The sequence below is a fragment of the Microlunatus capsulatus genome (genome assembly GCF_017876495.1).
Lineage (GTDB): Bacteria > Actinomycetota > Actinomycetes > Propionibacteriales > Propionibacteriaceae > Microlunatus > Microlunatus capsulatus.
In genome coordinates this window covers 1,853,566-1,878,734 of the sequence record NZ_JAGIOB010000001.1, presented here as the reverse complement: position 1 = coordinate 1,878,734, position 25,169 = coordinate 1,853,566, and the positions used below count along the sequence as shown (strand labels likewise).

At 75.0% G+C, this 25,169-nt stretch carries 23 protein-coding genes; 15 read left to right on the top strand and 8 right to left on the bottom strand.

Annotated elements, in window-relative coordinates:
- Positions 1-8 precede the first annotated feature (8 nt).
- Entirely contained in the window at positions 9-728 is a 720-nt protein-coding gene (locus JOF54_RS08615; protein ID WP_210054768.1) for a DUF2470 domain-containing protein, read from the top strand.
- Positions 729-794: 66 nt separating this feature from the next.
- Here the strand turns inward: JOF54_RS08615 and JOF54_RS08610 are convergent, their stop codons facing one another.
- Positions 795-1,697 carry a hypothetical protein gene (locus JOF54_RS08610; RefSeq protein ID WP_210054766.1) on the bottom strand — a complete coding sequence of 301 codons (903 nt, stop codon included), beginning with the start codon at positions 1,695-1,697 and terminating at the stop codon, positions 795-797.
- Positions 1,698-1,837: 140 nt separating this feature from the next.
- Positions 1,838-2,557 carry a GntR family transcriptional regulator gene (locus tag JOF54_RS08605; RefSeq protein WP_307803971.1) on the bottom strand — a complete coding sequence of 240 codons (720 nt, stop codon included), beginning with the start codon at positions 2,555-2,557 and terminating at the stop codon, positions 1,838-1,840.
- Between the two features lie 122 nt (positions 2,558-2,679).
- Between JOF54_RS08605 and JOF54_RS08600 the strand changes: the two genes are divergently transcribed.
- The 3 genes from JOF54_RS08600 to JOF54_RS08590 are packed head-to-tail and all read left to right on the top strand — an operon-like array spanning position 2,680 to position 5,849.
- Positions 2,680-3,501, top strand: a complete 822-nt coding sequence (locus tag JOF54_RS08600; protein WP_210054764.1) for a 6-phosphogluconolactonase — start codon at positions 2,680-2,682, stop codon at positions 3,499-3,501.
- 45 nt (positions 3,502-3,546) lie between these two features.
- Complete coding sequence (locus tag JOF54_RS08595; RefSeq protein WP_210054762.1) at positions 3,547-4,848, top strand: family 4 glycosyl hydrolase; 1,302 nt, start codon at positions 3,547-3,549, stop codon at positions 4,846-4,848.
- Positions 4,845-5,849 (top strand): BadF/BadG/BcrA/BcrD ATPase family protein, encoded by a 1,005-nt coding sequence (locus JOF54_RS08590; protein ID WP_210054760.1) that lies wholly within the window; start codon positions 4,845-4,847, stop codon positions 5,847-5,849. The genes JOF54_RS08595 and JOF54_RS08590 overlap by 4 nt, the downstream gene beginning before the upstream one ends.
- A gap of 25 nt (positions 5,850-5,874) precedes the next feature.
- Here JOF54_RS08590 and JOF54_RS08585 read toward each other — a convergent pair whose 3' ends face one another.
- The gene (locus tag JOF54_RS08585) at positions 5,875-6,579 is read right to left on the bottom strand and encodes an MOSC domain-containing protein (protein WP_210054758.1); all 705 of its coding nucleotides are present in this window, start codon (positions 6,577-6,579) and stop codon (positions 5,875-5,877) included.
- A gap of 235 nt (positions 6,580-6,814) precedes the next feature.
- Here JOF54_RS08585 and JOF54_RS08580 point away from each other — a divergent pair, with 235 nt between their 5' ends.
- Positions 6,815-8,620 carry an ABC transporter substrate-binding protein gene (locus tag JOF54_RS08580; protein ID WP_210054756.1) on the top strand — a complete coding sequence of 602 codons (1,806 nt, stop codon included), beginning with the start codon at positions 6,815-6,817 and terminating at the stop codon, positions 8,618-8,620.
- Positions 8,621-8,704: 84 nt separating this feature from the next.
- Here JOF54_RS08580 and JOF54_RS20900 read toward each other — a convergent pair whose 3' ends face one another.
- Positions 8,705-9,514, bottom strand: coding sequence for a phosphatase PAP2 family protein (locus JOF54_RS20900; protein WP_245358022.1), 810 nt, complete (start codon positions 9,512-9,514; stop codon positions 8,705-8,707).
- 68 nt (positions 9,515-9,582) lie between these two features.
- Between JOF54_RS20900 and JOF54_RS20895 the strand changes: the two genes are divergently transcribed.
- Genes JOF54_RS20895 through JOF54_RS08570 form a run of 3 tightly spaced genes read left to right on the top strand, consistent with a single transcriptional unit; the run spans position 9,583 to position 12,418 of the window.
- Positions 9,583-10,662, top strand: coding sequence for a LolA-like protein (locus JOF54_RS20895; RefSeq protein ID WP_245358019.1), 1,080 nt, complete (start codon positions 9,583-9,585; stop codon positions 10,660-10,662).
- Positions 10,659-11,609, top strand: a complete 951-nt coding sequence (locus tag JOF54_RS20890; RefSeq protein ID WP_307803970.1) for an ABC transporter ATP-binding protein — start codon at positions 10,659-10,661, stop codon at positions 11,607-11,609. Before JOF54_RS20895 ends, JOF54_RS20890 begins: the two co-directional genes overlap by 4 nt.
- The gene (locus JOF54_RS08570) at positions 11,606-12,418 is read left to right on the top strand and encodes an ABC transporter permease (RefSeq protein ID WP_210054754.1); all 813 of its coding nucleotides are present in this window, start codon (positions 11,606-11,608) and stop codon (positions 12,416-12,418) included. Before JOF54_RS20890 ends, JOF54_RS08570 begins: the two co-directional genes overlap by 4 nt.
- A gap of 188 nt (positions 12,419-12,606) precedes the next feature.
- Here JOF54_RS08570 and JOF54_RS08565 read toward each other — a convergent pair whose 3' ends face one another.
- The gene (locus JOF54_RS08565; protein WP_210054752.1) at positions 12,607-13,392 is read right to left on the bottom strand and encodes a lipase family alpha/beta hydrolase; all 786 of its coding nucleotides are present in this window, start codon (positions 13,390-13,392) and stop codon (positions 12,607-12,609) included.
- Positions 13,393-13,496: 104 nt separating this feature from the next.
- On the opposite strand from JOF54_RS08565, the gene JOF54_RS08560 reads away from it, so the two are divergent.
- A complete protein-coding gene (locus tag JOF54_RS08560) occupies positions 13,497-14,285 on the top strand; it encodes an ANTAR domain-containing protein (protein WP_210054750.1) in 789 nt (262 codons plus the stop codon).
- Positions 14,286-14,303: 18 nt separating this feature from the next.
- Here the strand turns inward: JOF54_RS08560 and JOF54_RS08555 are convergent, their stop codons facing one another.
- The gene (locus JOF54_RS08555; protein WP_210054748.1) at positions 14,304-15,440 is read right to left on the bottom strand and encodes a carbohydrate kinase family protein; all 1,137 of its coding nucleotides are present in this window, start codon (positions 15,438-15,440) and stop codon (positions 14,304-14,306) included.
- A gap of 101 nt (positions 15,441-15,541) precedes the next feature.
- Between JOF54_RS08555 and JOF54_RS08550 the strand changes: the two genes are divergently transcribed.
- Positions 15,542-16,858, top strand: coding sequence for a 6-phospho-beta-glucosidase (locus JOF54_RS08550; protein WP_210054746.1), 1,317 nt, complete (start codon positions 15,542-15,544; stop codon positions 16,856-16,858).
- Between the two features lie 32 nt (positions 16,859-16,890).
- Here the strand turns inward: JOF54_RS08550 and JOF54_RS08545 are convergent, their stop codons facing one another.
- Positions 16,891-17,697: an SAM-dependent methyltransferase gene (locus JOF54_RS08545; RefSeq protein WP_210054744.1), complete on the bottom strand. Its 807-nt coding sequence runs from the start codon at positions 17,695-17,697 to the stop codon at positions 16,891-16,893.
- 84 nt (positions 17,698-17,781) lie between these two features.
- On the opposite strand from JOF54_RS08545, the gene JOF54_RS08540 reads away from it, so the two are divergent.
- Positions 17,782-18,687: an aldo/keto reductase gene (locus JOF54_RS08540; RefSeq protein WP_210054742.1), complete on the top strand. Its 906-nt coding sequence runs from the start codon at positions 17,782-17,784 to the stop codon at positions 18,685-18,687.
- Between the two features lie 71 nt (positions 18,688-18,758).
- On the opposite strand, the gene JOF54_RS08535 is transcribed toward JOF54_RS08540, so the two are convergent.
- Entirely contained in the window at positions 18,759-19,766 is a 1,008-nt protein-coding gene (locus JOF54_RS08535; RefSeq protein ID WP_210054740.1) for a LacI family DNA-binding transcriptional regulator, read from the bottom strand.
- Between the two features lie 170 nt (positions 19,767-19,936).
- Here JOF54_RS08535 and JOF54_RS08530 point away from each other — a divergent pair, with 170 nt between their 5' ends.
- From JOF54_RS08530 to JOF54_RS08515, 4 genes are all read left to right on the top strand, one after another.
- A complete protein-coding gene (locus JOF54_RS08530; protein WP_210054738.1) occupies positions 19,937-21,220 on the top strand; it encodes an ABC transporter substrate-binding protein in 1,284 nt (427 codons plus the stop codon).
- A gap of 95 nt (positions 21,221-21,315) precedes the next feature.
- Positions 21,316-22,272, top strand: a complete 957-nt coding sequence (locus tag JOF54_RS08525; protein ID WP_210054736.1) for a carbohydrate ABC transporter permease — start codon at positions 21,316-21,318, stop codon at positions 22,270-22,272.
- 17 nt (positions 22,273-22,289) lie between these two features.
- Positions 22,290-23,147, top strand: a complete 858-nt coding sequence (locus tag JOF54_RS08520) for a carbohydrate ABC transporter permease (protein ID WP_210054734.1) — start codon at positions 22,290-22,292, stop codon at positions 23,145-23,147.
- A 74-nt stretch (positions 23,148-23,221) separates the two neighbouring features.
- Positions 23,222-25,162, top strand: a complete 1,941-nt coding sequence (locus tag JOF54_RS08515) for a glycoside hydrolase family 127 protein (protein WP_210054732.1) — start codon at positions 23,222-23,224, stop codon at positions 25,160-25,162.
- Positions 25,163-25,169 lie beyond the last annotated feature (7 nt).

The following is a 25,169-nucleotide window of genomic DNA, read 5'->3' as shown; positions in this document are numbered from 1 at the left end:
GAGAGCGCATGGCCTGGACCCCCACCCCCACGCCGGCCGAGCAGGCCCGCACCGTGCTGGCCCTCGGCGGTCCGGCCGGCTGGCGCCTCGAGCCCTCCGGCGAGGTGCTCGTCGCCCCGTTCGTCGCGGCCGGCGGGACGCCGCTGCTGCTGGTGGAGCGCGAGCGGACCGACGACCTGCTCGGCCAGCACGGCGTCGCGGTCACGCTGGCGCCCGGGCTGGGCCTGGCGACCGTCACCCTCGTGGGCCGGCCCCGCCCGCCGCGCCCGCACGAGCTGGTGGGCGAGCTCCGCGCCTACCGCCACGAGCACGCCGGTTGCGGCCCGGCCTGCGGCACCGCCGGCCTGCCGGTCGCCCTGGAGCTGGTCCGGGTGCAAGTGGTCCCGGCGGGGGAGCGCGACGCCGTCCCGGTCGCCGTCGCCGACCTGCAGGCCGCCCGCCCGCTGGACGGCGTCCTGGCCGGCTACGACGTCGCCCGCCACCTCAACGCCGACCACACGGCCGAGCTGCTCCGGCTCGCCGCCGACGTCACCGGCCGCGACCCCGGCGAGCTGGTGGCCGCGCAGGTCGCCGCCGTCAGCGCCGACGGCGTCCGGCTGACCCTCATCGACGGCCTCGGCGTCACCGAGCTCGACGTCGTCTTCGCCCTCCCCGCCCGCACCCCCGCCGAGCTCGGCCGCGAGCTGCACCGGCTCCTCGCCGACCCCTCCACCCACCCCCTGGACTGACCGGTCGGCGTCGGCTGCGCGAGTGCTGGGAAGCCGTCGGATCGGGGCGCTCAGGACGACGGTTTCTCAGCACTCGTCCGCCCAGCGCGCCGCCGCCCGTGCGCGTCCCGCGGCGCCCCACCAGGAGTCGGCGACGAGCTGGCGCCAGGCCTGCAGACGGCGGCCGTCCCAGGAGCGGCCGAGGGCGGCGTCGGCCGAGGCGATGAGCGCCCCGCCGCGGAGCACCTCGGCCGCCGTCCAGCCGTAGCGCTGCCAGCCCTCGTCCAGCAGCCGCCGGTCCCGGTCCAGGTCGGCGCGGTGCACGGCCCGGTCACGGTGCACCTCGCCGTCGTACTCGTGCAGCCGTCGGGTGCCCACCAGCTGCAGGTCGGCTCGCGCGACGAAGCGGCCGTCGGCGTCGCGGACCACGTGCTGAGGGTCGACGGCGACCCCCGCCGCCCCGTGCAGCACCCGCATCACCGACTCCCAGGCCGACTCGCTGCGGGGGTCGAGCAGGGGCAGAGCCCGACGCAGGGCCGGGGCCCCGGGCCGGCCGGTCGCGCCCAGGGCGGTGAGCTCGGCGAGGCTGCAGTCGCCCGTGCGGAGCGCCGAGTCGGCCAGCGGGACGAGGTCCAGCACGGCCAGGTCGCGGGCGGCGGCCAGCAGCGTCTCGGGAGCGCTGGCCACGGCGAACCCGCGGACCTGCTCGGCGACCGGCGGCTCGCCGAGCCGGAGCACGACGAGCCCGCGCCGCTGCGGGTGCCGCTCGCCGCGGGCGACGGCGGCGACGGCGGGCCGCGGGACGTCCGCCGGGAGCCACCAGCCGCGCAGGGCCGCCGCGCTGAGGTGCGTCCAGACGGCCGACGGCGGGAGCACGAGCTCCCAGGCCCGCAGCCGGTCCTCCGGGCTGCAGGGCCCGTCGGCGTGCAGCCCGTGCGCCAGCCGCTGCCAGCGCTGCCCGCGCCGCTCCCCGCGCACCACCTCGACCACCCGCTCATACTCACCACCCGACCGCCCCCGCAGCCCCGCGCGCAGCAGATCTGTGGACGACCGCCTGCGAGTGCTGAGTTCCCGTCCGTTCCGGGCGTCCTGGACGACGGTTTCTCAGCACTCGCGTCCGGCGCCGGCCCTCAGCTCGGGCGGAAGAGGTCGGCCTGGAAGCGGTAGGAGTCGCCGCGGTAGTGGGTGGTGCCCAGCAGGACGGGGCGGCCGCCCTCGACGTAGCCCACCTCGGCGCCGACCAGGATCGGCCAGCCGACGGCGACGCCCAGCCGGCCGGCGAGGGTCGCGTCGGCGACCTCGGCGTGCACCGCGTAGGCGGAGCGCTCGACCCGCAGCCCGCACCGGGCCTCCAGCTCGGCGTAGAGCGAGCGGTCGGTGAGGTCGGCGTGCACCAGGCCGTCGGCCACCGACAGGGGCAGCACGGTCTCGTCCAGGCAGATCACCGTCTCGTCCATGCCCCGCAGCCGCACCACCTCCAGCACCTCGGCCGCCGGGGCGGTGCCCAGCTGCTCGGCCTCGGCCAGGGTCGCGGGACGGACGCGCTGGGTGAGCACGCGCGACGTCGGCCGCAGCCCCCGGGCGTGGGCCATCTCGGTGAAGGTCTGCAGGACGCTCGGCGGCTCCCCGACCACCTGCGGGGCGACGAACCAGCCGCTGCCCAGCACGCTCTCCAGCCGGCCCTCCTCGGCCAGCCGGCCGAGGGCGTTGCGGACGGTGACGCGGGAGACGCCGAACCGGGCGGCCAGGGCGCGCTCGGCGGGCAGCCGGGTGCCGGGGGCGAAGACGCCGTGCCGCAGGGCGTCCGCCAGCTGCTGGTACGTCTGCATCGAGGCACCGGAGTCGCGCACGGGCTCAGGGTAACCACCTCGTCCGGGCCGCCGGGGCCGACGACCTTGACCCTGATTGGTCTAATTGGTACCTTCGCGCTGTCCGGGGTGCTCCCCGGTCCGCCGATCCCGAGGAGCCAAGCGTGCGCGTCGCCGCCGACGTCTTCGCCGACCCGCAGGCCCTGGGCCAGCGCGCCGCCGAGCTGGTCGCCGACGGGCTGGAGCGCTCCCGGGCGGCCGGCCGGTCCTACCTGCTGGGCTGCCCCGGCGGCCGCAGCGCCGCCAGCACCTACCAGGCCCTCGCCGCGCTGGTCGCCCGCCGCGGCCTGGACGTCGGCCACCTCGTCGTCGTCATGATGGACGACTACCTGGTCCCGGGACCCGACGGGCGCCTGGACCACGAGGACGACGCGGCCCCGCACTCCTGCATCCGCTACGGCCGCGAGCAGGTGGTCGCCCCGCTCAACCGGGCCGCCGGACGCGGGCGCGGCGTCCCCGCCGACCAGCTCTGGGTGCCCGACCCGCACGACCCCGCCCGCTACGACGACGCACTGGCCGCGGCCGGCGGCGTCGACCTCTTCCTGCTGGCCTCCGGCGCCGGCGACGGGCACGTCGCCTTCAACGCGCCCGGCTCGCCGGCGGACAGCCGGACCCGCGTCGTCGACCTGCCCGACACCACGCGCCGGGACAACCTGGCCACCTTCCCCACCTTCGGCGGCCGCCTCGACGCCGTCCCGCGGCACGGCGTCACCGTCGGCATCCAGACGATCGTGGAGCACTCCGCCTCGGTCGTCCTGCTCGTCTCCGGCGCCGACAAGGGCCCGGCCACGGCCCGGCTGCGCGAGGCCACCGGCTACGACCCCGACTGGCCCGCGACGGTCTACGCCGCCTGCCGGGCGCCGCGGCTCTTCGTCGACGACGCCGCGCTGGCCGCCTCCGCGGCCGTCCCCGCCCCCGTGGGCTGAGCCCCCGGGCCCGCCCGCACCGCCACCCCCGACCTGAGGAGCCGCATGGCCCGGATCAAGCTCGCCTACCTGGGCGGCGGCTCGTCGCGCGCCGCCGGCACGATGGCCTCGCTCATCGACCACGGCGAGGAGTTCGCGGGCTCGGAGGTCGTGCTGGTCGACCAGCGGCCCGAGGAGCTGGAGATCGTCCGCTCCCTGGCCCAGAACATGGCCCGCGCCGCCGGCCTCGACCTCACCGTCACCGCCACCACCGACCGCCGGGCCGGCTTCGCCGACGTCGACGCGGTGCTCACGAGCTTCCGGCCGGGCGACTTCGCCATGCGCGTCCAGGACGAGCTGATCCCGATGCGGCACGGCGTCATCGGCCAGGAGACCCAGGGCCCGGGCGGGTTCATGATGGCGCTGCGCTCGGTCCAGGTCTTCCAGGGCCTGCTGGCCGACCTGGACGCCGTCGCCCCGCGCGCCCGCGTCTTCAACTACACGAACCCGGTCAACGTCGTCTCCCAGGCCGTCCTCGACCACACCGACACCGAGATCCTCTCGATGTGCGAGGGGCCGATGATCTTCTGGCCCTCGATCCTGCGGACCGCGGGCCTGGACCCCGAGCGGGCCCACGTCGTGATGGCCGGGGTCAACCACAACTGCTGGTCGACGACGCACCTCTACGACGGCGAGGACGTCATGCCACTGCTCGCCGAGGGCCTGGACCGGGTCCGCGACGACCCGTCGGTGCCGCTGTGGGACCGCCGGATGCTGCACCTGGCCGTCGCCATGCAGTCCATCCCCGCCGACTACTTCCGCTACTACTACTTCGGCCAGGAGTTCTTCCGCGAGGCCCAGAGCCGCCGGCTCACGAGGGCCGGGGTGATCCTGGAGAACGTGGACGACTACTGGCAGCACTACCGCGAGCAGGCGGCCAGCCCGACGCCGGTGCTGGACCCGGCCCGCTCCCGCGGCGGCATCCACGAGCTGGAGCTGGCCATCGACGTGATGAGCGCCTACTACAACGACGCCCCGACCGCGCTGCCCGTCAACCTGCTCAACACCGGCGGCGTGCTGCCCGGCTTCGACGAGGACACCGTCGTCGAGGTCTGGTGCACCGTCGACGGCCGGGGCGCTACGCCGCTGCCGCAGCAGCCGCTGCCGCACGCGGTCCGCGGCATCACCCAGCAGCTGGCGGAGTACCAGCGGCTGGCCGCCGTCGCCGCCTGGGACGGCGACCGCGCCGACGCCGTGCGCGCGCTGGCCGCTCACCCGTTCGTCCCGACGCTCCCGGTCGCCGAGGAGCTCTACGACGACCTCGCCCACGCCAACCGGGAGTTCCTGCCGGAGCGCCTGCTGCGGTGAGCCGCTGCTACCTCGGCGTCGACGCCGGCAACTCCAAGACCGTCGCCCTGCTCGCCGACGCCGACGGCCGGGTGCTGGGCCGCGGTCGCGCGGGCGTCGGGGACATCTACGGGGTGCCCGACGCGGAGGACGCCGTCGACGCCGTGCTGGACGCCGCCGGCCAGGCCCTGGCCGCCGCCGGGGTCGCGGTCGACGGCGTCGCGCACGCGGCCTTCCGGCTGGCCGGGGTCGACTGGGACGAGGACGAGGCCTTCTGGACCGCCGCCCTGGCCCGCCGGGAGCCGGCGCTGCGCCCGGCCAGCGTCCGCAACGACGGGTACGCCCTGCTGCGCTGCGGGCAGCCCTCCGGGGTCGGCGTCGCGGTGACGGCGGGCAGCGGACCCGCCGTCTCGGGGCGCGGACCGGACGGCCGCGAGTGGTCGGCGGGCTGGTGGATCCAGCACGAGCTGGCCGGCCGCGGGCTCGGGATGGCCGGGGTCCGGGCCGTGGTCGACGCCGCCACCGGGCTGGGGCCGGCGACGGGGCTGACCCCGCTGCTGCTGGAGCTGTTCGACGAGCCGGACGTCCCGGCCCTGCTGCACAGCCTGACCCGGCGGGAGGGCCGCCGGCCGGACCGCGACACCTGGCGGGCCGCCCGCAGCGTGCTGCGCGCCGCGGGGGACGGCGACGCCGTGGCCGCCGGGGTCGTCGACCGGCACGCCGCGGTGCTGGCCGGGCTGGTCGCGGTGACGGCGCGCGAGACCGGCCTGGACACCGCGCCCGGACCCGTCCCCGTCGTCCTCGGCGGGTCGGTGCTGACCTCGGAGCACCCCGCCTACCGGACGGCGGTGACCGCCGCGCTGGCCGACGCGGTCGGTCCCGTGGCGGTCACGGTGAGCACCGCCCCGCCGGTGGTCGGCGCCCTGCTGGACGCCCTGGCCGAGGGCGGCGTCGCGCTGGCTCCGGACCTGCACGCCCGGGTGCTCGGCACCCCGCACCCGGCGGACTTCCTGCTGACCTGAGCCCGCCCCGGGCGCCGGGCACGGCTCACTCCCCGGTGTCGGGCCCCAGCCGGCCGAGCTTGGCGTCCTCCAGGTGCCACACCGAGCGGTGGTCGGCCCAGGTGCGCCAGTGCGCGGCCAGCTCGGGGGCGTCCCAGATGGGGGAGAGGTCCTGGCTGTCGCCGTAGTAGACCCGGTTGACGTCGGCGGCGGTGATGCCGTGCGCCGGCGCCGGGCCCCGGACAACGGCGTCCCCGGCCTCGACGACGCCCTCCTCGAGCACCCGCAGCAGCACGCCGGGCCGGCGGGAGGCCGCCGCCCGGCGGGGGAACGCGGGGTCGCCCATCTTGAGCCCGAGCTTCCAGCACGGCGTGCGCGGCTCGGTGACCTGGAGCAGGGCGGTGCCCACCCGCCAGGTCTCGCCGATGACGGCGTTGGTCAGGTCCAGGCCGGCGGTGGTGAGGTTCTCCCCGAAGGAGCCGTCGGGGAAGGGCGTGCCCGTCTCGGCCTCCCACCAGTCCTCGTCCTCGCGGGCGTAGGCGTAGACGGCCTTGTCGGGTCCGCCGTGGCTCTTGCGGTCGGACTGCTCGTCCCCGGAGAGCCCGTCCACCCCGACGGCCACCGGCCCGAGGACCGGGTCCTTGAAGATGCTGCTCACCAGCTCGCGGCGGAGCCACTGGTAGGTCTGGGGCCGGCCGACGAGGACGGTGCGGACCCGGCGCGGGGGCACGGGTGGCGTGGGCGTGGTCATGTGGACCTCCGACGGGGTCCGGACGGCGCCCCGCCCGGTCACATGGCCGCGGTGGGTGCGTCCCCCGCCGCGTGCGGCCCGGACCCCGGCGACGGATGTGCGGGATCTGCGGACCGATGTCGAGGAAGACTAGACCAATCGGACCAAAGTTGTGCAAGGGTGTTCTCGACCACACCGGACCGGGCTCCGCGTGTGCCGTCACACCGCCGTGCACCACCGTCGAGGGGATGTCGTCATGGACCAGGAACCAGGGCTCGACCAGCAGACGGAGCGGGGCGCCGCCCTGCGGCCGACCCGGCGCCGCGTCCTCGGCATGACGGGGGCCGGCCTGGCCGCCGCCGCTCTCGGCCTGGGCGTCACCGGCTGCGGCACCGCGCAGACCCGCAGCAGCACCGGCGACAGCTCGACGGCCACCGGCCGGGCGGGCGCGTCCGGCGACACGCTGTTCGTCTTCGTGCAGTCGGGCGCCCCGACCAACTTCAACCCCCTCGGTGCCACCCCGGCCTGGCCGACGGCGTCGGGCCACACCCAGCTGATCTACGAGACGCTGCTGCGCTTCAACCTGCTGGACGGCTCGCTGCAGCCCGGGCTGGCCAAGGAGATGCAGGAGCCGGACGAGACCTCGCTGGTGCTCCCGCTGCAGGACGGCACCACCTGGAGCGACGGCACCGAGCTGACCGCCGACGACGTCGTCTACACATTCGAGCTCGCGAAGAAGACCGCCCTCGGCTACTCCAACCTGTGGGAGTACCTGGACTCGGTGGAGGCGGTGGACCCCCGCACGGTCAAGTTCACCGTCAAGAGCGACCCGTACAACCCCGGCTCGGTCAAGGACGCGATCTCGGGCACCTTCATCGTGCCCAAGCACGTCTGGGAGCCCTTCGGCACCGAGGTGATCAAGGAGAAGAACCTCGAGCCGGTGGGCAGCGGGCCCTTCACCCTGGAGAGCTACGACCAGACCCAGATCAACCTCGTCCGCTCCGACTCCTACTGGGGCAAGGCGCTCTTCGGCACGCCGGCGATGACGACGATCAACCACCCGATCTTCAAGGACAACAACGCCTCCGACCTCAAGCTGGAGGGCGGTGAGCTCGACGCCGCGCAGACCTTCACCGCCCAGATCTGGAAGATGTGGGAGAAGGGCGCGCCCGTCGGGACCTGGCTCAAGGACAAGCCCTACTACCTCCCGGGCAACCTGCCGCTGCTGGAGATCAACCCGGCCGTCAAGGGCCTGGACGAGCCGAAGGTCCGGCTGGCCATCGCCTACGCGATCGACTACCCGGCCATCGCCAGCACGGCCATGTCGGACTACTCCGACCCGGCGAAGGCCAGTCTGATGCTGCCGACGGGCGCCGAGGGGAAGTACTTCGACCAGGCGGCCGTGGACAGCTCGGGCTGGAGCCACGACCCGGACAAGGCCGTCGACATCCTCGAGAACGAGCTGGGCTGCACCAAGGGCTCCGACGGGATCTACTCGCTGCCCGACGGCACCCGGCTGGGCCCCTGGGAGGCCATCACCCCCTCGGGCTGGAGCGACTGGAACACCGCGCTGGAGATCGTCGCCAAGTCCTGCAAGGCGGTCGGCATCGACGTCTCCACCAAGTTCCCGCAGGCGCCCCAGGTGACGACGGCGATCCAGAACGGCAACTTCCAGCTGGCCTGCTGGAACGCCTCCGGCGTCAGCGTCGCCAGCCCGTGGACCCGGTTCCGCGACGTCCTCGACGACCGGGGCATCCCGCCGATCGGGAAGACGGCGTTCTCGAACTTCACGAGGTTCTCCCACCCCGACGTGGCCGGCCTGCTCGACTCGGTGGGCTCGGCGGCCGACGACGCGGCGCTCAAGGAGATCTACGGCAAGCTCGACGCCATCTACCGCGAGGGCATCCCGGTGGTGCCGCTGATGTACCGGCCCAACGAGTTCTACGAGTTCAACAGCTCGAACTGGACGAACTTCCCCGACGAGACGAACCCGTACGCCCCGCCCGGGTGGACGGGTGCGTCGATCGGCTGGATCTTCGGGATCAAGAAGGTCGGAACCTAGGCCCCGCTCGTCGGGAGGCCTGCGCGAGGGCCGCGGCCGGGGGAGCACCCCGGGCGCGGCCCTCGCCGCGTCCTGGCCCGGCGCTCAGGCGGTGCCGGGGGCCCGTCGGACGCTGAGGAACAGCCGGTGCGCGGTGACCACCAGCGCCAGCCAGGCGAGCCCGATGACCCAGCCGACCATCACGTCGGTCAGCCAGTGGTGGCCGAGGAACACCCGGCTGAGCCCGATGGCCACCGCCCAGACCCCGGCCAGCACGACGGCCAGCACCCGGGCCAGCCGGCTCTGCAGGTGCAGCAGCAGGAGGTAGGCGACCATCCCGGCGATGGCGGTGCTGTTGAGGGCGTGGCCGCTGGGGAAGGACGGGCTGGACTCGAAGGGCGGGACCGCGTCCACCCGCGGGGGGCGCAGCCGGCCGACGGCGTTCTTGCCGACGACGGTGGCGGTCAGCGAGCCGGCCACGGTGATGAGCATCAGCACCAGCGGGGTGCGCGAGCGCCAGCGCCAGACCATGGCGGCCGTGATCGTGGCCGCGATCACCGTCATGCCCAGCGGGCCCCCGAGGTGGGTGAACACCGTGAGCGCGGCGTCGAGGTCGGGGGAGCGGGCCGCCAGCGCCCGGTCCAGCACCGGGCGGTCGAGCCCGGCGATGCCGTCGGACTCCTCGACGGCGTCGTAGATGCCCCCGGCGGCCAGCACCAGGCCCAGCACCAGCACCAGGCCGACGGCCGCCGTCACGGCCAGCACGCCGTGCGCGGTCACCAGCCGGGCCAGCGCGACCATCCGGGTGACCAGCCAGCGCCCGCCCGCGGTGCCCCAGTGGGTCAGCGACCGGCCGCCGATCTCGTCCTCGCCCGGGGCGGTCTCGTGCAGCCCCAGCCGGTCTCTCTGCTCCATCGGACCATCATCCCCGGCCCGCCGTCACCGCCCGCGGGGGCTTCGGCGCCTCACCTACAGTGGCGCGCATGGGTCTGCGCTGGCTGGTGGTGCTGCTGGTGGCCGCCGCGCTGGTCGGCGCCCCGTTCGCCCTGGCCGCCCGTCCCGTGCCCGACACCCCCCGCGACCCGGCGGCCCTCGCGCGGCTGGTCCGGACATCGGCCACCTGGGGCTGGTCCGGCACGGTGCAGACCTCCGGTGCGCTGCAGGTGCCCGACAGCGACTCGTTCGCCACGCTGGGCCAACTGCTCGGCGAGGACAACCAGCTGCGCGTGTGGTGGCGCGGCCCGCAGGAGTGGCGGGTCGACCGGCTGCGCAGCACGGGGGAGACGGACCTGTTCCGCTCCCGCGGCCTGCAGGTCCGCTGGGTGTTCGAGTCCGACACCGCGACGGTCTCCCCGCTCAGCCGGGTGCGGCTGCCCGACGCGGCCGACCTGCTGCCCGCCACCCTGGCCCGGTCGTTGCTGCGCGGGGTGCGCGACGACGAGCTCAGCCGGTTGCCGGCGGCGCGGGTCGCCGGCGTCGCGGCCCCCGGCCTGCGGATCACCCCCGACGACCCGGCCGCCAGCGTCGACCACGTCGACGTCTGGGTGGAGCCGGGCAGCGGGCTGCCGCTGCGCGTCGAGCTCTACGGGCCCGGCGACGCCCGGCCCGTGCTGCGCACCGAGGTCACCGGGCTCGACCTCCGGCCGCCCGACTCCTCGACGACGGTCTTCCGGCCGGCGGCCAGCACCACGCTCACCTACGAGGACGCCGTCGACGCGGCCGCGGCAGCCAACGCGCTGGCCCCCTACGACCTGCCCGCGACGCTGGCCGGGCTGCCGGTGCGCGACGGCCAGGACCCGGCGGCCGTCGGGATCTACGGCCGGGGGCCGACGGCGCTCATCGCCCTCCCGCTGCGCGGCCAGGTGGCCCGCCCGCTCCGCGACCGGCTGGAGGCCAGCGCCACGGCGCGCAGCACCGACGTCGGCACCGTGGCGCTCGTCGGGCCGGTCTCGCTGCTCGTCACCCCCGGCCGGTTCGGGCGCGGCGCGTTCCTGGTCGCCGGCACCGTCACCCCCGAGACGCTGGAGCGGGCCGCGACCGAGCTGGCGGCGGTGACCCGGTGACCACCGACCGCGCCGAGCTCGTCGAGACCCTCCCGCCCCCGCCCGACGAGGCCGTCGTCATCCGCACCCGTGGGCTGACCAAGCGCTACGGCGAGCTGCGGGCCGTGGACGGCGTCGACCTCGAGGTCGGCCGCGGCGACGTCTACGGCTTCCTCGGCGCCAACGGCTCGGGCAAGACGACGACGGTCCGGATGCTGCTGGGGCTGGTGCTGCCCACCTCCGGCAGCGCGGAGGTGCTCGGCCGGCCGATGCCGGCGGGCCGGGCCCAGGTGCTGCCCCGGGTCGGCGCGCTAGTGGAGGGGCCGGGCGCCTACCCGCACCTGTCGGGCCGGGCGAACCTCGCGCTGCTGGACGCCAGCGGCACCGACCGGCTGCCGCGGCGCACCCGGCAGGGCCGGATCACCGAGGTGCTCGCCGAGGTGGGCCTCGACCCGGCCGACCGCCGGCCGACGCGGGCCTACTCGCTGGGCATGCGGCAGCGGCTGGGGCTGGCCGCGGCGCTGCTGCGCCGGCCCGACCTGCTGGTCCTCGACGAGCCCACGAACGGTCTCGACCCCCAGGGCATCCAGGAGATCCGCGACCTGCTGCTGCGGCTCAACGCCGAGGGCACGACGATCTTCCTCTCCAGCCACCTGCTGGCCGAGATCGAGCAGATGTGCACCCGGGTCGGCGTCCTCGACCGCGGCCGGCTGGTCCTGCAGGAGCGGCTCGACGTGCTGCTGCGGCCCTCCGGGCTCGTCGCGGTGCGCACCCCGGACGTCGCGCGCGGGACCGAGCTGCTGGGCTCGGCCGTGGCGGGCGTCGAGGCCGACCGGCTGCTGGTCCGCGCCGACGACGCGGCCGCGCTCAACGCGCACCTGGTCGGGGCCGGCCTGCGGGTGGCCGAGATCGGCCCGCACCGGCGCGACCTCGAGCAGCTCGTCCTCGATGCGGGGCGGCGCCCGTGATCACCGTCGAGCTGGTCAAGATGCTGCGCCGCCCGCGGACCTGGGTGATCATCGGGATGCTCGTCGCCCTGCCCACCCTGGTCGCGGTGCTGCTGGCCGTCACCGACCTCGCCCCCGCCCCGGGCGACGGCCCGCCGTTCCTGTCGGCGGTGCTCAGCGACGGGACGCTGTTCCCGCTCGCCGCGCTGGGCGTGGTGCTGCCGCTGTTCCTGCCCATCGCCGTGGCCGTCCTGGGCGGTGACGCGATCGCCGGCGAGGCGCAGACCGGCACGCTCCGCTACCTGCTGACCCGCCCCGTCGGCCGGACCCGGCTGCTGGTGGCCAAGCTGGTCACCGTCATCGCCTTCGTCCTGCTGGCGGTCCTGGTCGTCGCCGCGGTGACCGCGGTGGAGGGCCGGCTGCTGCTCGGCGACGCGCCGGCCGGCGGGACGGTCAGCCTCAGCGGCTCCACCCTCACCCCGGCCGACATCGCCGTCCGGACGGCGCTGGCCCTGGGCTACGTCGTCGTCTCGATGCTGGGCGTGGCCGCCGTCGCGCTGTTCTTCTCCACCCTGACCACGTCCTCGATCGGCGCCGCGCTGGGCACCATCGGCCTGCTCATCGCCTCGACGGTGCTGCTGGGCCTCGACGCGGCCGGCGCCCTGCACCCGTTCCTCCCCACTCGCTACTGGCTGGCCTTCGTCGACCTCTTCCGCGACCCGATCCTGTGGACCGACGTCGGCCGCGGCCTGGTCGTCCAGCTGGGCTACCTCCTCGTCTTCACCCTCGCCGCCTGGGCCAGCTTCACGACCAAGGACATCGACGACTGACCCCCCGCCGCCCCCGCTCCCCGAGCCCGGCCCCCGCTCCCTGAGCCCGCCGAAGGGCCCGCCCAGCTCAACGCGTGAACGAATGGCGGGTCTACTCACCACTCGTTCACGCGCTCCGGCCACAAGCCGTGAACGAACTCGTCGTCTAGTCCAACCTTGTTCACGGCTTGCGGGGTCCGAGGAGGGTCTCAGCAGCGGACGGCGGACGGCAGCGCCGGCGGACCGGCGCCGAGCGCGGATCCGACCAGGGCCCGGGTGACCGGGTCGGCCGGCAGGCCGGCGTGGGAGGTGGTGGCGGCGGGGCAGAGGTCCTGGACCGCGACGTCGAGGGCGCCGTCGAGGGCGGCGGAGTCGACGGGGGTGACCACCTGGTCGGCGGTCGAGCGCAGCGTCACCCAGGCCGGGCCGGCCGGGGTCTCGTCGCGGGCGTTCAGCCGGCGGAGGAGCTCGCTGCCCGGCACCAGCTGCTCGCAGGCCGGCGGGCAGCCACCGGCGAGGCTGGCGCCCAGGGCGGCCTGGGTGGTGCCGTGGTGCGGCGATCCGAGGGTGAGCACCCGGCGGGCGACGGCGTCCCCGCCGTGGTCGCGGACCCAGAGCCGGGCCACCACGCCGCCCGCGGAGTAGCCGACGACGTCGACCGACGTGGCGCCGAACTCCTCCCGCACGCGCTCCGCCACCGCCGCCAGGGCGACGGCCTGGGCGTCCAGGTCGCCGGTGCCGTCGCCCACCTCGGGCACGACGACGGCGGTCCGGCCGGCGTCGCGCAGCGCCTGCGCCAGCGGCTGCAGCGAGGACCCGTCGCCGCCGTAGCCGGGCACCAGGAGGACCGGACCCGGCTGGTCCTGGGGGACCGACGCCGCCGGCCGGACGGCCCGCACCACCAGCGTCGCGACCAGCGCGACCAGCAGGAGGGCGACGACGCCGGCCCCGGCCAGCACGACGCGGCGGCGCTGCGGGCTGAGGGCGTCGAGCACGGACCGAGGCTACGTCGTCCGCCGGCCCCGTCCCGGGCTCGTAGGGTGGCAGCGGAGCGGCGCCGGACCGGGAGCGCCGCCCCGACGACGAGGAGGGGGCGGGGATGGACGACGACGCCTTCCGGCACCAGGTCTGGAGCCGGCTGGAGGGGAGCCTCGCCCGCACGACGTCGGTGCAGGACTACCTGCAGGACGCGGTGCAGGAGACGGCCGGGCTGACCGGCGTCGAGGGCTCCTTCAGCCTGTCCGTGCTGGTCTACGACCACCTGCTGACGGTGGCCACCACCGACCGCGCGGCGTGGGACGCCGACCAGGTCGAGTTCGACACCGAGGCCGGCCCCTGCGTCGAGGCCCTGCGCCACGGCGTCGACACCGGGCTCGTGGACCCCCGCGTCGACGACCGCTGGCCGGCCTGGGCCGCAGTGACCTCGATGCTCGGCTTCCAGGCCGCGGCCGGGATCCCGGCCGTGCTCAGCCCCGGGCAGTGGATCGCCCTCAACCTCTACGCGCCCGACCCCGACGGGCTGGCCGGCGACCGGCTGGACCGGGCGCGGCTGTTCACCCAGGAGGTGGCCCGCACGGTGCCGACGGTGCTGCGGCTCACCGAGCAGGTGCAGCTGGCCGAGCACCTCCAGGAGGCCCTGGCCAACCGCTCGACCATCGACCAGGCGCTCGGCGTCCTGATGGCGCAGAACCGCTGCTCCCGCGACGAGGCGTTCGGCATCCTGCGGCGGGCCTCCCAGCACCGCAACCTCAAGCTGCGCGAGGTCGCCGCCGCGGTGATCGAGCGCTTCACCGGGCACCCGGCCGCCGAGCCGCCGCCCTTCCAGCCGCCCCGGCCCGGGCACGGGCGTCCCGAGCGGCCGTCCGACGGGGCGTCCGGACCCTCCTGAGCCCGGCGCGCCCGCGGCTCAGTCCAGCGGGCGCGGCACCCGGCCGATGGTCGCGGCCGCCCAGCGGCGCTCCCGCACCGGCTGCGGCACGCTGAGCCCGTCGAGGAAGGCGTAGCGGCGCCGCAGTGACCGCAGGTAGGCGCTCTGCCCCTCGGCCGCGGTGACGCCGTGCCACCAGTCGAGGACGTCGCCGAAGCCCGGCGCGGCCAGCGAGCCGCCGAACTGCTGGACGGCCAGGGCCGAGCAGAGCGCGCCCAGCGCCAGCCGGTCGGCCAGCGGCCAGCCGTGCAGCGTGCCCAGCACCAGGCCGCTGACGAAGACGTCGCCGGCGCCCGTCGGGTCGATGGCGGGCACCCGCAGGGCCGGCACCTCGGCCTCCTCGCCGGTGGTGGCGTCGATCGCCATCGCGCCGTGCGGGCCGTTGGTGACCACGGCCAGCGGCACCAGGTCGGCCAGCGCGTACAGCGCGTCCCGGGGGGTGTCCGTCCGGGTGTAGGCCATCGCCTCGACCGCGTTGGGGACGAAGGCGTGGCAGGACGCCAGCGGCTCCAGGGTGGACCGGGACCACTCCTGCGTCTCGTCCCAGCCGATGTCCGCGAAGACCAGCGCGCCGTCGGCGCGGGCGAGGTCCACCCAGGACGGCTCGCCCGGTTCGGTCGACCAGTCGTGGCCGAGGTCGACGACGACGGCTCGCGAGCGCGGGGGGTGGCCGATCATCTGGTTCGCGGCCAGTGGGGCGTCGTGGGCGTGGGTGACCATGCTGCGGTCGCCCTGCGTGGCCATCGACACGGTGACGGGGGAGTGCCAGCCCTCGAAGGTCCGCGAGCTGGAGAGGTCGATGCCCTCCTGGTCGGCGAGGGTCCGCCAGCAGAACTCGCCGTAGACGTCGTCGCCGAAGGCCGCCGCCAGCGAGGTGCGCAGGCCCAGCCGACTGGCCGCGGTGGCGAGGTTCGCGATGCCGCCGGGGGAGGACCCCATCCCGCTGGCGTGGGTCTCGACGCCCGGCGGCGGGAAGGTCGACAGCCCGGTGAAGATCAGGTCGAGGAAGACGGTCCCGTGCAGGAAGAGGTCGAAGGCCGCGGGCCCGCCCGCGCCGGAGGCGCCTCCAGCAGCTGCAGCCGCGCCGTCGGTGGTGCTCGCCCCGGGCTCGGTCACGCGCTCGCCTCCGTCCTCACCGGGTCCGGCCGGCCCGGTCCCGGCACCAGTCTGGCCCCTCGCGGCGCGGGCGGCCCGGACGGCGCCGGTACGCTCCCGGCATGGCCCGACTGACCGTCCTCGGCGGGGGCGGGTTCCGCGTCCCGCTCGTCTTCGGCGCGCTCCTGCGCGACCACGGCGACCCGCGCGTCGACGAGGTGGTGCTGCACGACGTCGACCAGGCCCGTCTCGACGTCGTCGCGCACGTGCTGGCCCAGCAGGCCGCCGGCGTGCCCGACGCGCCCCGGGTCCGGACCAGCACGGTCCTGGCCGAGGCGCTCGAGGGCGCGGACTTCGTGTTCTCCGCCGTCCGCGTGGGCGGTCTGGAGGGCCGGTCCCGCGACGAGCACACCGCCCTCGACCGCGGGGTGCTGGGGCAGGAGACGACCGGCCCGGGCGGGGTGGCCTACGGCTGGCGGACCGTCCCGTTCGCGCTCGAGGTCGCCCGCACCGTCACCCGCGTCGCTCCCGGGGCGCAGGTCATCAACTTCACCAACCCGGCCGGGATGATCACCGAGGCCATGCAGGCCGAGCTCGGCTCCCGCGTCGTCGGCATCTGCGACTCCCCGGTCGCGCTGGCCCGGCGCGCCGCCCTCGCGCTGGGACTGGACCCCGCCCGCACGCACGCCGACTACGCCGGCCTCAACCACCTCGGCTGGCTCCGCGCGCTGGTGCACGACGGCGTCGACGTGCTGCCCGAGCTGCTGGCCGACCCGGCCGCGCTGGCGACGATCGAGGAGGCCCGGCTGCTGGGCCCGGACTGGGTCGCCGCGCTGGGCGCCCTGCCCAACGAGTACCTGTACTACTACTACTTCACCCGCGACGCCGTGGCGGCGATCCGCTCGGAGCCGCAGACCCGCGGGGACCTGCTGCGGGACTCCCAGCAGGCCTTCTACGCCGACGTCGCCGCCGAGCCCGACCGGGCGCTGGAGCACTGGCGCGAGGTCCGCCGGGCCCGCGACGCCAGCTACATGGCCGAGGTCCGCGGCGCCGAGGACGAGCGCTCCGAGGCCGACGTCGCCGGGGGCGGTTACGAGGGCGTGGCGCTGGCCTACATGGCCGCGGTGCTGCGCGGGGAGACGACGACGATGATCCTCGACGTCGCCAACGGCTCCACCCTGCCGGGCCTGCCCGCCGACGCCGTCGTCGAGGTGCCCTGCCTGGTCGACGCCACCGGCGCCCGCCCGCTGGCCACCGCGCCGCTCACCGGTCACCAGCTGGGCCTGGTCCAGCAGGTGAAGGAGGTCGAGCAGCGCACCATCGCCGCCGCCCGCGACCAGGACCCCGGCGCCCTGGTCACCGCCCTGGCCCTGCACCCCCTGGTCGACTCCGTCACCGTCGCCCGCGACCTCGCCCGCGGCTACGGCATCCTCCGCTGACCTCTTCGCTCCCTGGGCCCGTCGAAGGGCCCTCACACCGCCCGCGCCACCACCACGACCGGGGCCAGCACCCCGGACCGGACCGCGGCGACGTCGTTGCGCAGCCGCTCGGCGAAGCCGGGCCCGAACACCGTCGCCGGGCTCAGCAGCGGCGGCCCGGCGCCGGGGGTGCCCTCGGTGACCGCGGCCGTGCGGTCCTCGACCTCCTGCACGGCGAAGCCGCTCGCCTCCAGCGCCCGGGTCAGCCCGTCGAGGTCGCGCAGGAAGGACGACGACGCGTCCTCGGCCCAGGGCAGCGGGTAGTCCAGCGGGCCGTCGCCGACCCGCACCTGCTCCCAGAGCCCGAACACCCCGTCGTCGGCCAGCAGCCGTCGCACCTCGGCGAACACCGCCGCCGGGTCGGGCAGGTTCATGCCGACGTGCAGCATCATCGCCCGGGCGAACCGGCCCGTCCCGAGACCGGTCCGCTCCGCCGGGCCCAGCCGGTGCTCGACCCGGTCGGCCAGCCCGACGCGCTCGGTGAGCACGCGGGCGGCGGCCACGAAGTCGGGGGAGAGGTCGACGCTGACGACGGGGCACCCCCACCGCGACGCCGCGGCCCGGGCCGGCCCGCCGAGGCCCCCGCCCACGTCCAGCACCGGCGTCCCCGGACCCAGCGCCAGCCGGCCGAGCAGGTGCGCGGTGCCCGCCGCGCCCCCGAGGTGCAGCTGGTCGACCGAGCCGAGGTCCTCGGGACGTAGGTGGTCGAGGTCCGCGCCGCTGGCGGCGACCGCCCGGAGCACGACGTCGGCCAGGTCCTCGCGGCTGTAGTGGCTGCGCACCCTCTGCTGCACGTCCATCGCGACCCCCTGGCCCGACCGTAGACCCGTGACCGCGGGCTGACCAGAGCGCGGCCCCGGTCGCGCGGCGGCTAGCGTCGGGGCGTGGCCCGACCTCTCTCCGACCTGCCCCCCTTCATCTACGGCACCACCCGTCTCGGACACCCGGACGTCCCGCGCGAGCAGCAGCTCGCCATGGCCCGGACCGCGCTGGCCGAGGGCCTGTGGATGCACACCTCCCGCCAGTACGACCACGCCCTCGAGGTCCTCGGCGAGGCCTTCGCCGAGAACCCGGACGCGGTCCCGCCGCTGGTCGTCAAGCTCGGCGGCGGAACCGTCGACGACGTCCGCGCGACCGTGGCGGAGAACCTCCGCCCGCTCGGCCTCGGCTCCATCGCCCTCGGCCAGCTCAACCCGGTGGGGCAGCTGGCCGACGACCTCGTCGCCGGTGGCCCCGCCCTCGACGGCCTGCGCGCGCTGCGCGACGAGGGGCTGGTCCGCCGCTTCGTGCTGGAGATCTTCCCGTGGACCAGCGACGCGCCCCTGCAGGCGCTGCGCGCCGGTCACCTCGACGGGCTCGTCGAGGGCGTCATCACCTACCTGAACCCGCTGCAACGCTTCGCCTCCAACGCCCTGTGGGACGAGCTGCGAGCGCAGGGCACCAGCGTCATCTCCATGCGCACCGTCTGCGGGGCCCCGGTGCAGATGCTGCGCGACGTGCCCGGCGCGGCCTGGAAGCCCTACCTGCAGGAGCGCGCCGTCGAGGTCGCGCCCGTCTTCGAGCGCTCCGGCGTCGCCACCTGGGCCGAGTTCTGCTTCCGCTTCGTCCGCAGCCACGAGCAGGTGGTCTCGACCGTCGGCTCGACCAGCCGCCCGGAGCACCTCGACGAGCTGCTGGCCGCCAGCCAGGGCGTCGGCGGCCTCGACGCCGACGTGCTGGCCGAGCTCGAGGCCCTGCAGCGCCGCTGGTCCGACGCGGTCGACGTGCACGCCGAGCCCTGGACCATGTGACCGGCCGACCGGTCAGACGCTGTGGCGGCCAGGACCGCCACCGCGTCTGACAGGTCGGGGCCGGTCCGCGCTCAGACCGAGGACTGCCGCAGCACCAGGTCGCAGGGCTGCAGCTGCACCCCGCGGGGCAGCTCCTTGCCGTCGATGGCGTCCATCAGCCGGGTGGCGGCGAGCTGGCCCAGCGCGGTGAGGTTGGGGTCGACGGTGGTCAGCGGGGGGCGGGCGGCCTCCACCATGACGTCCCAGTTGTCGAAGCCGACGACGGCGACCCGGCCGGGCACGTCGGCGCCGGCCTCGCGCAGGCCGTCGACCACCCCGCGCGCGATCTGGTCGCTGCCGCAGACGACCCCGTCGACGTCCGGGTCGCGGCGCAGCAGCTGGGTCGCGGCCGAGCGGCCCCAGGCCTCGCTCCACGGGCCCATCAGCACCAGCTCGGGCGCCAGGGACAGGTCCGCGGCCACGAGCGCCTGCTCGACGCCCTCCCGGCGGCGCTGCGTCGACCAGTGCCGCTCGGGACCGCTGACGTAGGCAATCCGTTTCCGTCCGGCCCCGACCAGGTGCTCGGTGCCGAGGGCCGCGCCCTGCACGTCGTCGTAGCTCAGCGACAGGTCCTCGGGGTCCTCGGACTGCACCAGGACGTAGACGACCGGGATCGGCAGCCGGCCGAGCGAGGGCCGCGGGTCCGGGCGCCGGCCCGTCACCACCAGTCCGTCCACCCGGCGGTTCAGCAGCTCCTGCACGTAGTGCCGCTCGCGCAGCGGGTCCCCGCGGCCGTCGCAGAGCAGGGTGGACATCCGGCCGGCGCCCAACGCGTCCTCGATGCCCACCATCACCGGCGTGGTGAACCGGCCGAAGCTGTCCGTGGTCAGGATCCCCACCGTGTAGGTGCGCCCCTGGAGCAGGCTCTTGGCCAGGTGGTTGGGCCGGAACCCCAGCTCCTCGGCGGCCGCCGTCACGCGGTCCCGGGTCGCGGCGCGCAGCTGGCCGGTGCCGTTGAGCGCCTTGGAGACCGTCCCCGGGGAGACCCCGGCCCGGGCGGCCACGTCGCGGACGGTGGGCGGGGCTGTCGGTGACCGCATGGGGTGGACCTCCGGACCTCGGCGGCCTCCCCGCGGCGACCGTGCGGTCCGGGGGGCCGGGCTGTCGCTCCTTGACCCGAGCGAGACCGGAAGACTAGCATCCGGCACGGAAAACCATTTCCGCATGTTCCGCGCCGCTCGGCGCGACGAGGCAAGGGAGCCGGAAGACGATGCACAACCCCAGGTGGAAGGTCGCGGCGCTGCTCAGCGGCCTGGCGATGGTGGCCGCGGCGTGCGGCGGCGGCGGTGGCGACACCGGTGGCGACGCCGGCGACGGCGCGGCGCCCACGGGCACCATCACGGTGTGGGCGCGCGACTCGCAGCAGGTGTTCATGAGCAAGCTCGTCGACCTCTACAACAAGAACCACGAGGTCCAGGCCAAGGTCACGGTGATCCCGGCCGCCAGCTTCGTGCAGAAGCTCGGCACGGCGGCGTCCTCGGGCAGCGGCCCGGACGTGGCCTCCATCGACCTCGTCTACGCGCCCTACTTCGCCTCCGTCGGCGCGCTCGAGGACATCACCGAGCTGGCCGACGCGCTGCCCTACAAGGACGCGCTCAGCCCGTCGCACCGCGCGCTCTCCACCTGGGAGGGCCAGACCTACGCGCTGCCCTTCACCGCGGAGGCCTCGGCGCTGTACTACAACAAGGACCTGTTCACGAAGGCCGGGCTGGACCCCGAGAAGCCGCCGACCACCTACGCCGAGATCCGTGAGGCCGCGCAGAAGATCCGCGCGCTGGGCGACGACTACTACGGCTTCACCTTCGCCGGGGCGTGCGGCGGCTGCAACGTGTTCGAGCTGACGCCGCACGTCTGGGCCAGCGGCGGCGACGTCCTCTCCGCCGACGGCAAGCAGGCCTCGCTGGACTCCCCGCAGGTCACCGCCGCCCTCCAGCTCTACCGCGACATGTGGACCGACGGCTCCATCCCCAGTGCCGCGAAGAACGACGCGGGCACCCAGCAGATCCCGCTGTTCACCAGCGGCAAGCTGGGCATGACCCCGCTGGGCGCCTTCGCCATCCCGACCGTCGAGGAGGCGAAGATCAACTTCGGGGTGACCCCGCTGCCCGGCCAGGACGGCGGCACCGGCTCCTTCGCCGGCGGCGACGTGATCTCGGTGATGTCCGGGACCAAGAACGCGGCCGGCGCGCAGGACTTCGTGAAGTGGGTGACCGACGCGGAGGCCCAGGACTTCCTGGCCCACAACGGGTCCGTGCCCGTCCGCACCGACCTCGTCGGCAGCATCTACGCCCCCCAGGGCGAGCCGTACGCCGTCTTCGGCGAGCTGATGGGGATCGGCAAGACGCCCTACAGCGTGGTGGAGAACCCGATCTTCAACGACAACAACGGGCCCTGGATCAAGATGATCAACGACGCGACCTTCGGCGGGGACGTCGCGGGTGCCCAGGCCGCCGCCCAGCAGGCGGCGCAGGCCCTGATCGACGACGCCGGCTGACCCGGTGCCCCCGTCCGGCCCGGCCTCGCTCCCTCCCCTCGGCCGGGCCGGACGGGAGCCGGTCCCGCCCTCCACCCCGTCGACTGGAGAACCTCATGACCTCCCTGGCTCCCGGCCGCGCCCTGCGGCCGCCCGGCTCGCCCCCGGCCCCCCGCACCGGTCGCGGCCGCCGCCGCAGCGCGTCCCGCCGCCGCGCCCTGCTGGGGCTGGCCCTCGCCGCCCCGGCCCTGGTGCTCGTGACGGTGTTCTTCCTCGTCCCGCTGGTGCTGACCTTCTGGATGTCGCTGCACAACTGGCCGCTGATGGGCCGGGCCCGCTTCGTCGGGCTCGACAACTACAGCCGGGCGGTCGGCGACGAGAACTTCCTGCGGGCGCTGCGGTTCACGCTGCTCTACACCGTCGTGATCACCCCGGTGCTGCTCGTGCTCGGGTTGTTCCTGGCCCTGCTGGTCCGCCGTCCCGTCCGCGGGGCGCGGTTCTTCCAGTCGGTCTTCTTCATGCCCGTCTGCATCGGCCTGGCGTCCGGCTCGTTCCTGTGGCTCTACCTGGGCCAGTCCCAGATCGGCCCGCTCTTCGACCTGCTGCGCCGCGCCGGCCTCGTCGACGCCTCGGACAACCTGTTCGCCGACGTCACGACGGCGCTGGCGCTGGTCATCGCCATGGTCACCTGGAAAGTCGTCGGGCTGCAGATGCTGCTGCTGCTCTCGGGCCTGCAGTCCATCCCCGACGAGGTCGTCGAGGCGGCCCGGATCGACGGCGCCGGCGGCTGGCAGCTGTTCCGCTGGATCACCCTGCCGCTGCTCCGGCCGACCCTGGCCCTGGTGCTGGTCTTCTCGGTCGCAGGCTCCCTGCTCGCCTTCGACCAGTTCTTCATCATGACCGGCGGCGGGCCCTCGAACTCCACCATCACGGCCGTCTACCAGGTCTACCGGATCAGCTTCACCAGCTTCCGGCTCGGCTACGGCGCCGCCCTCTCGGTGCTGCTGATGGTCATCCTCGCCGCGGTCAGCGCGGTGCAGATGCTCCTGCTCCGCGGCACCGACCACAACTGAGAGAGAGGAGACGACGCGTGCGCACGATCATCGGCGACGTCCGTTCCACCGTGCCCCGGATCGCCTGGTGGGTCATCTGCCTGGCCCTCACCGTGGTGTTCCTGTACCCGCTCTACGTGATGCTCTCGATGGCCTTCAAGGGCCCGACCGAGGCCGGGCTCATCCCGCCGACGCTGTTCCCGCACGAGCTCAGCCTGGCCAGTTTCCGGCGGTTGGCCAGCGTGCAGGGCCTCAACGTGTTCGGCAACGTCCTCAACAGCGTCGTCGTGACCCTGGGGGCGACGGCCGGCACCGTCGTGCTCAGCACGCTGGCCGGCTACGCCTTCGCGCGGGCCCGGTTCCCCGGCAGCGGCATCCTGTTCTTCCTGGCCCTGGCGACGTTCATGATCCCGTTCCAGGCGGTGATCACCCCCCTGTTCAAGGTGATGCAGGTGCTGCACCTCAACAACTCTCTGCTGGGGCTGGCGATCGTCTACATCACCTTCAACCTGCCGTTCGGGCTGTTCATCATGCGCAACTCCTTCGCCGCGCTGCCGGCGAGCCTGGAGGAGGCGGCGCTGGTGGACGGCTGCGGCATCCTCGGCGCGATCCGCAGCGTGCTGCTGCCGGTCGTCATGCCCGGGGTGATCACCACGGCGCTGCTGACGTTCTTCGCCACCTGGAACGAGTTCTTCGCCGCCCTCATCCTCATCACCGAGCAGGACAAGTTCACCCTGCCGGTGACCCTCACGCTGGTCTCCAGCGGCCAGTTCGGCACCGTCAACTGGGGCTCGCTGCAGGCCGGCGTCGCCCTGACGATCATCCCGTGCATCGTGGTCTACGTGCTGCTCCAGCGCTACTACGTCAGCGGGATGCTGAGCGGGGCGCTCAAGTGACGAGCAGCCCGACCGCCCCACCCGTGCACGACCGCTCCACCCCTGACCCCCACCCCGTTCCCGAGAGGACCTCCATGACCGAGACCGGCCGCGCCAGCGCGGGCCCGATCCGCCTGACCAGCTCCAGCGTCGTCGCGCTGCGCCCCGCGACGCAGGCCCGGATCACCGGGGGCCTCTGGGCGGGACGTCGCGCGGTCAACCGCGACGTCTGCGTCCCCCAGGGCTGGGACCGGCTGCACGAGGCCGGGAACTTCCACAACCTCGAGCTGGCCGCCGCGCGGGTGACCGGTGACTACGTCAACGACCTGCCCTTCCTCGACTCCGACCTCTACAAGTGGCTGGAGGGCGTGGCCTGGACGCTCGACGACCCCGACCTGGCCCAGGCACCGGCCGAGGAGCTGCTGCGCCGCGTCGCCGAGAGCACCGAGCTGCTCACGGCGGTCCAGCAGGAGGACGGCTACCTCAACTCCCACTTCCAGGTCCGCTTCCCCGGCGAGCGCTTCGTCCAGCTGCCGTGGGGCCACGAGCTCTACTGCGCCGGCCACCTCATCCAGGCGGCCGTCGCCCTGCACCGCAGCACGGGCGACGAGCAGCTGCTGGGCATCGCCCGCCGGGTCGCCGACCTCGCCGTCCGCGCCTTCGGCACCGGTGCCGGGCAGGTGGACGGCGTCTGCGGCCACCCCGAGATCGAGACGGCGCTGGTCGAGCTCTACCGGGAGACCGGTGAGCGCTCCTACCTCGACCTCGCGGTCTACTTCGTCGACCGGCGCGGCCACGGCCTGCTGGGCGACGACAAGTTCGGCCGGCACTACTGGCAGGACCACCTGCCCGTCCGCGAGGCGCCGTCGGCCGAGGGGCACGCGGTGCGCCAGCTCTACCTGCTGGCCGGGGTGGTCGACGTCTACGCCGAGACCGGCGACGCCAGCCTGCTCGCCGCCGTCGAGCGGATCTGGAGCGAGATGGTGGCGACGAAGACCTACCTGACCGGCGGGGTCGGCGCGCACCACCGCGACGAGGCCTTCGGCGACCCCTACGAGCTGCCCAACGAGCGCAGCTACTGCGAGACCTGCGCCGCCATCGCCTCCATCCACCTCAGCTGGCGGCTGCTGATGGTCACCGGGGAGGCGAAGTACGCGGACCTGCTGGAGCGCACCCTCTACAACGGCTTCCTCGCCGGGCTGTCGCTGGACGGCGAGCGCTACATCTACGCCAACCCGCTGCAGGTCCGCGACGGCCACGTCTCGAGCGGGGACGACGGTGACTACGTCCGGGTGCCGTGGTTCCGCTGCGCCTGCTGCCCGCCCAACGTCATGCGCCTGCTCGGCTCGCTGGAGCACTACGTGCTGCTGTCCGACGAGCGCTCGCTCGCCCTGCACCAGTACATGACCGGCACGTTCGCCGCCGCGGTGGCGGGCGGCGAGGCCCGGCTGTCGGTGAGCACCGACTACCCCTGGGACGGCGCCGTCCGGGTCCGCGTCGAGGACGGCCCCGACGGCCCCTGGGCCCTGGCCCTGCGGGTGCCGGGCTGGGCCGGGGGCGCCACCGTCGCCGTCAACGGGCAGCCGGTCGAGGGCTCCCCGGCTGAGGGCTGGTGGCGGCTCGAGCGGACCTGGGCCGCCGGCGACGAGGTGGTGCTGCACCTGCCGCTCGAGCCCCGGCTGACCGCGGCCGACCCGCGGCTGGACGTGGACCGCGGCAGCGTCGCGGTCGAGCGCGGCCCGCTCGTCTACTGCCTCGAGGGCGTCGACCACGACGGCCACCGGCTCGACGACCTCGTGCTGCGGCCCGACCAGCCGCTGGAGAGCGCGGCCGAGGACGGCGAGCTGGGCCCCGTCGTGCGGGTCCGGGCCGCCGGAGCGGTCCGCGGCCGGCCGGCGCCCGGCTGGTGGCCCTACGGCAGCGCGGCCGCCGTCGCCGCCGACGCGCGGGAGTCGGCCACGCTCAGCGCCGTGCCCTACTTCGCCTGGGGCAACCGGGCCGAGGGCGCGATGCGGGTCTGGGTGCCCACCGCCTGAGGCGCGG

Bases quoted from the DNA above. Each gene is read 5' to 3' on its own strand.
- JOF54_RS08550 (WP_210054746.1), top strand. From the start codon at position 15,542: ATGGCCCGACTGACCGTCCTCGGCGGGGGCGGGTTCCGCGTCCCGCTC.
- JOF54_RS08585 (WP_210054758.1), bottom strand. From the start codon at position 6,579: ATGACCACGCCCACGCCACCCGTGCCCCCGCGCCGGGTCCGCACCGTC.
- JOF54_RS08545 (WP_210054744.1), bottom strand. From the start codon at position 17,697: ATGGACGTGCAGCAGAGGGTGCGCAGCCACTACAGCCGCGAGGACCTG.
- JOF54_RS08580 (WP_210054756.1), top strand. From the start codon at position 6,815: ATGGACCAGGAACCAGGGCTCGACCAGCAGACGGAGCGGGGCGCCGCC.
- JOF54_RS08560 (WP_210054750.1), top strand. From the start codon at position 13,497: ATGGACGACGACGCCTTCCGGCACCAGGTCTGGAGCCGGCTGGAGGGG.
- JOF54_RS20895 (WP_245358019.1), top strand. From the start codon at position 9,583: ATGGGTCTGCGCTGGCTGGTGGTGCTGCTGGTGGCCGCCGCGCTGGTC.
- JOF54_RS08615 (WP_210054768.1), top strand. From the start codon at position 9: ATGGCCTGGACCCCCACCCCCACGCCGGCCGAGCAGGCCCGCACCGTG.
- JOF54_RS08525 (WP_210054736.1), top strand. From the start codon at position 21,316: ATGACCTCCCTGGCTCCCGGCCGCGCCCTGCGGCCGCCCGGCTCGCCC.
- JOF54_RS08595 (WP_210054762.1), top strand. From the start codon at position 3,547: ATGGCCCGGATCAAGCTCGCCTACCTGGGCGGCGGCTCGTCGCGCGCC.
- JOF54_RS08530 (WP_210054738.1), top strand. From the start codon at position 19,937: ATGCACAACCCCAGGTGGAAGGTCGCGGCGCTGCTCAGCGGCCTGGCG.
- JOF54_RS20900 (WP_245358022.1), bottom strand. From the start codon at position 9,514: ATGGAGCAGAGAGACCGGCTGGGGCTGCACGAGACCGCCCCGGGCGAG.
- JOF54_RS08515 (WP_210054732.1), top strand. From the start codon at position 23,222: ATGACCGAGACCGGCCGCGCCAGCGCGGGCCCGATCCGCCTGACCAGC.
- JOF54_RS08535 (WP_210054740.1), bottom strand. From the start codon at position 19,766: ATGCGGTCACCGACAGCCCCGCCCACCGTCCGCGACGTGGCCGCCCGG.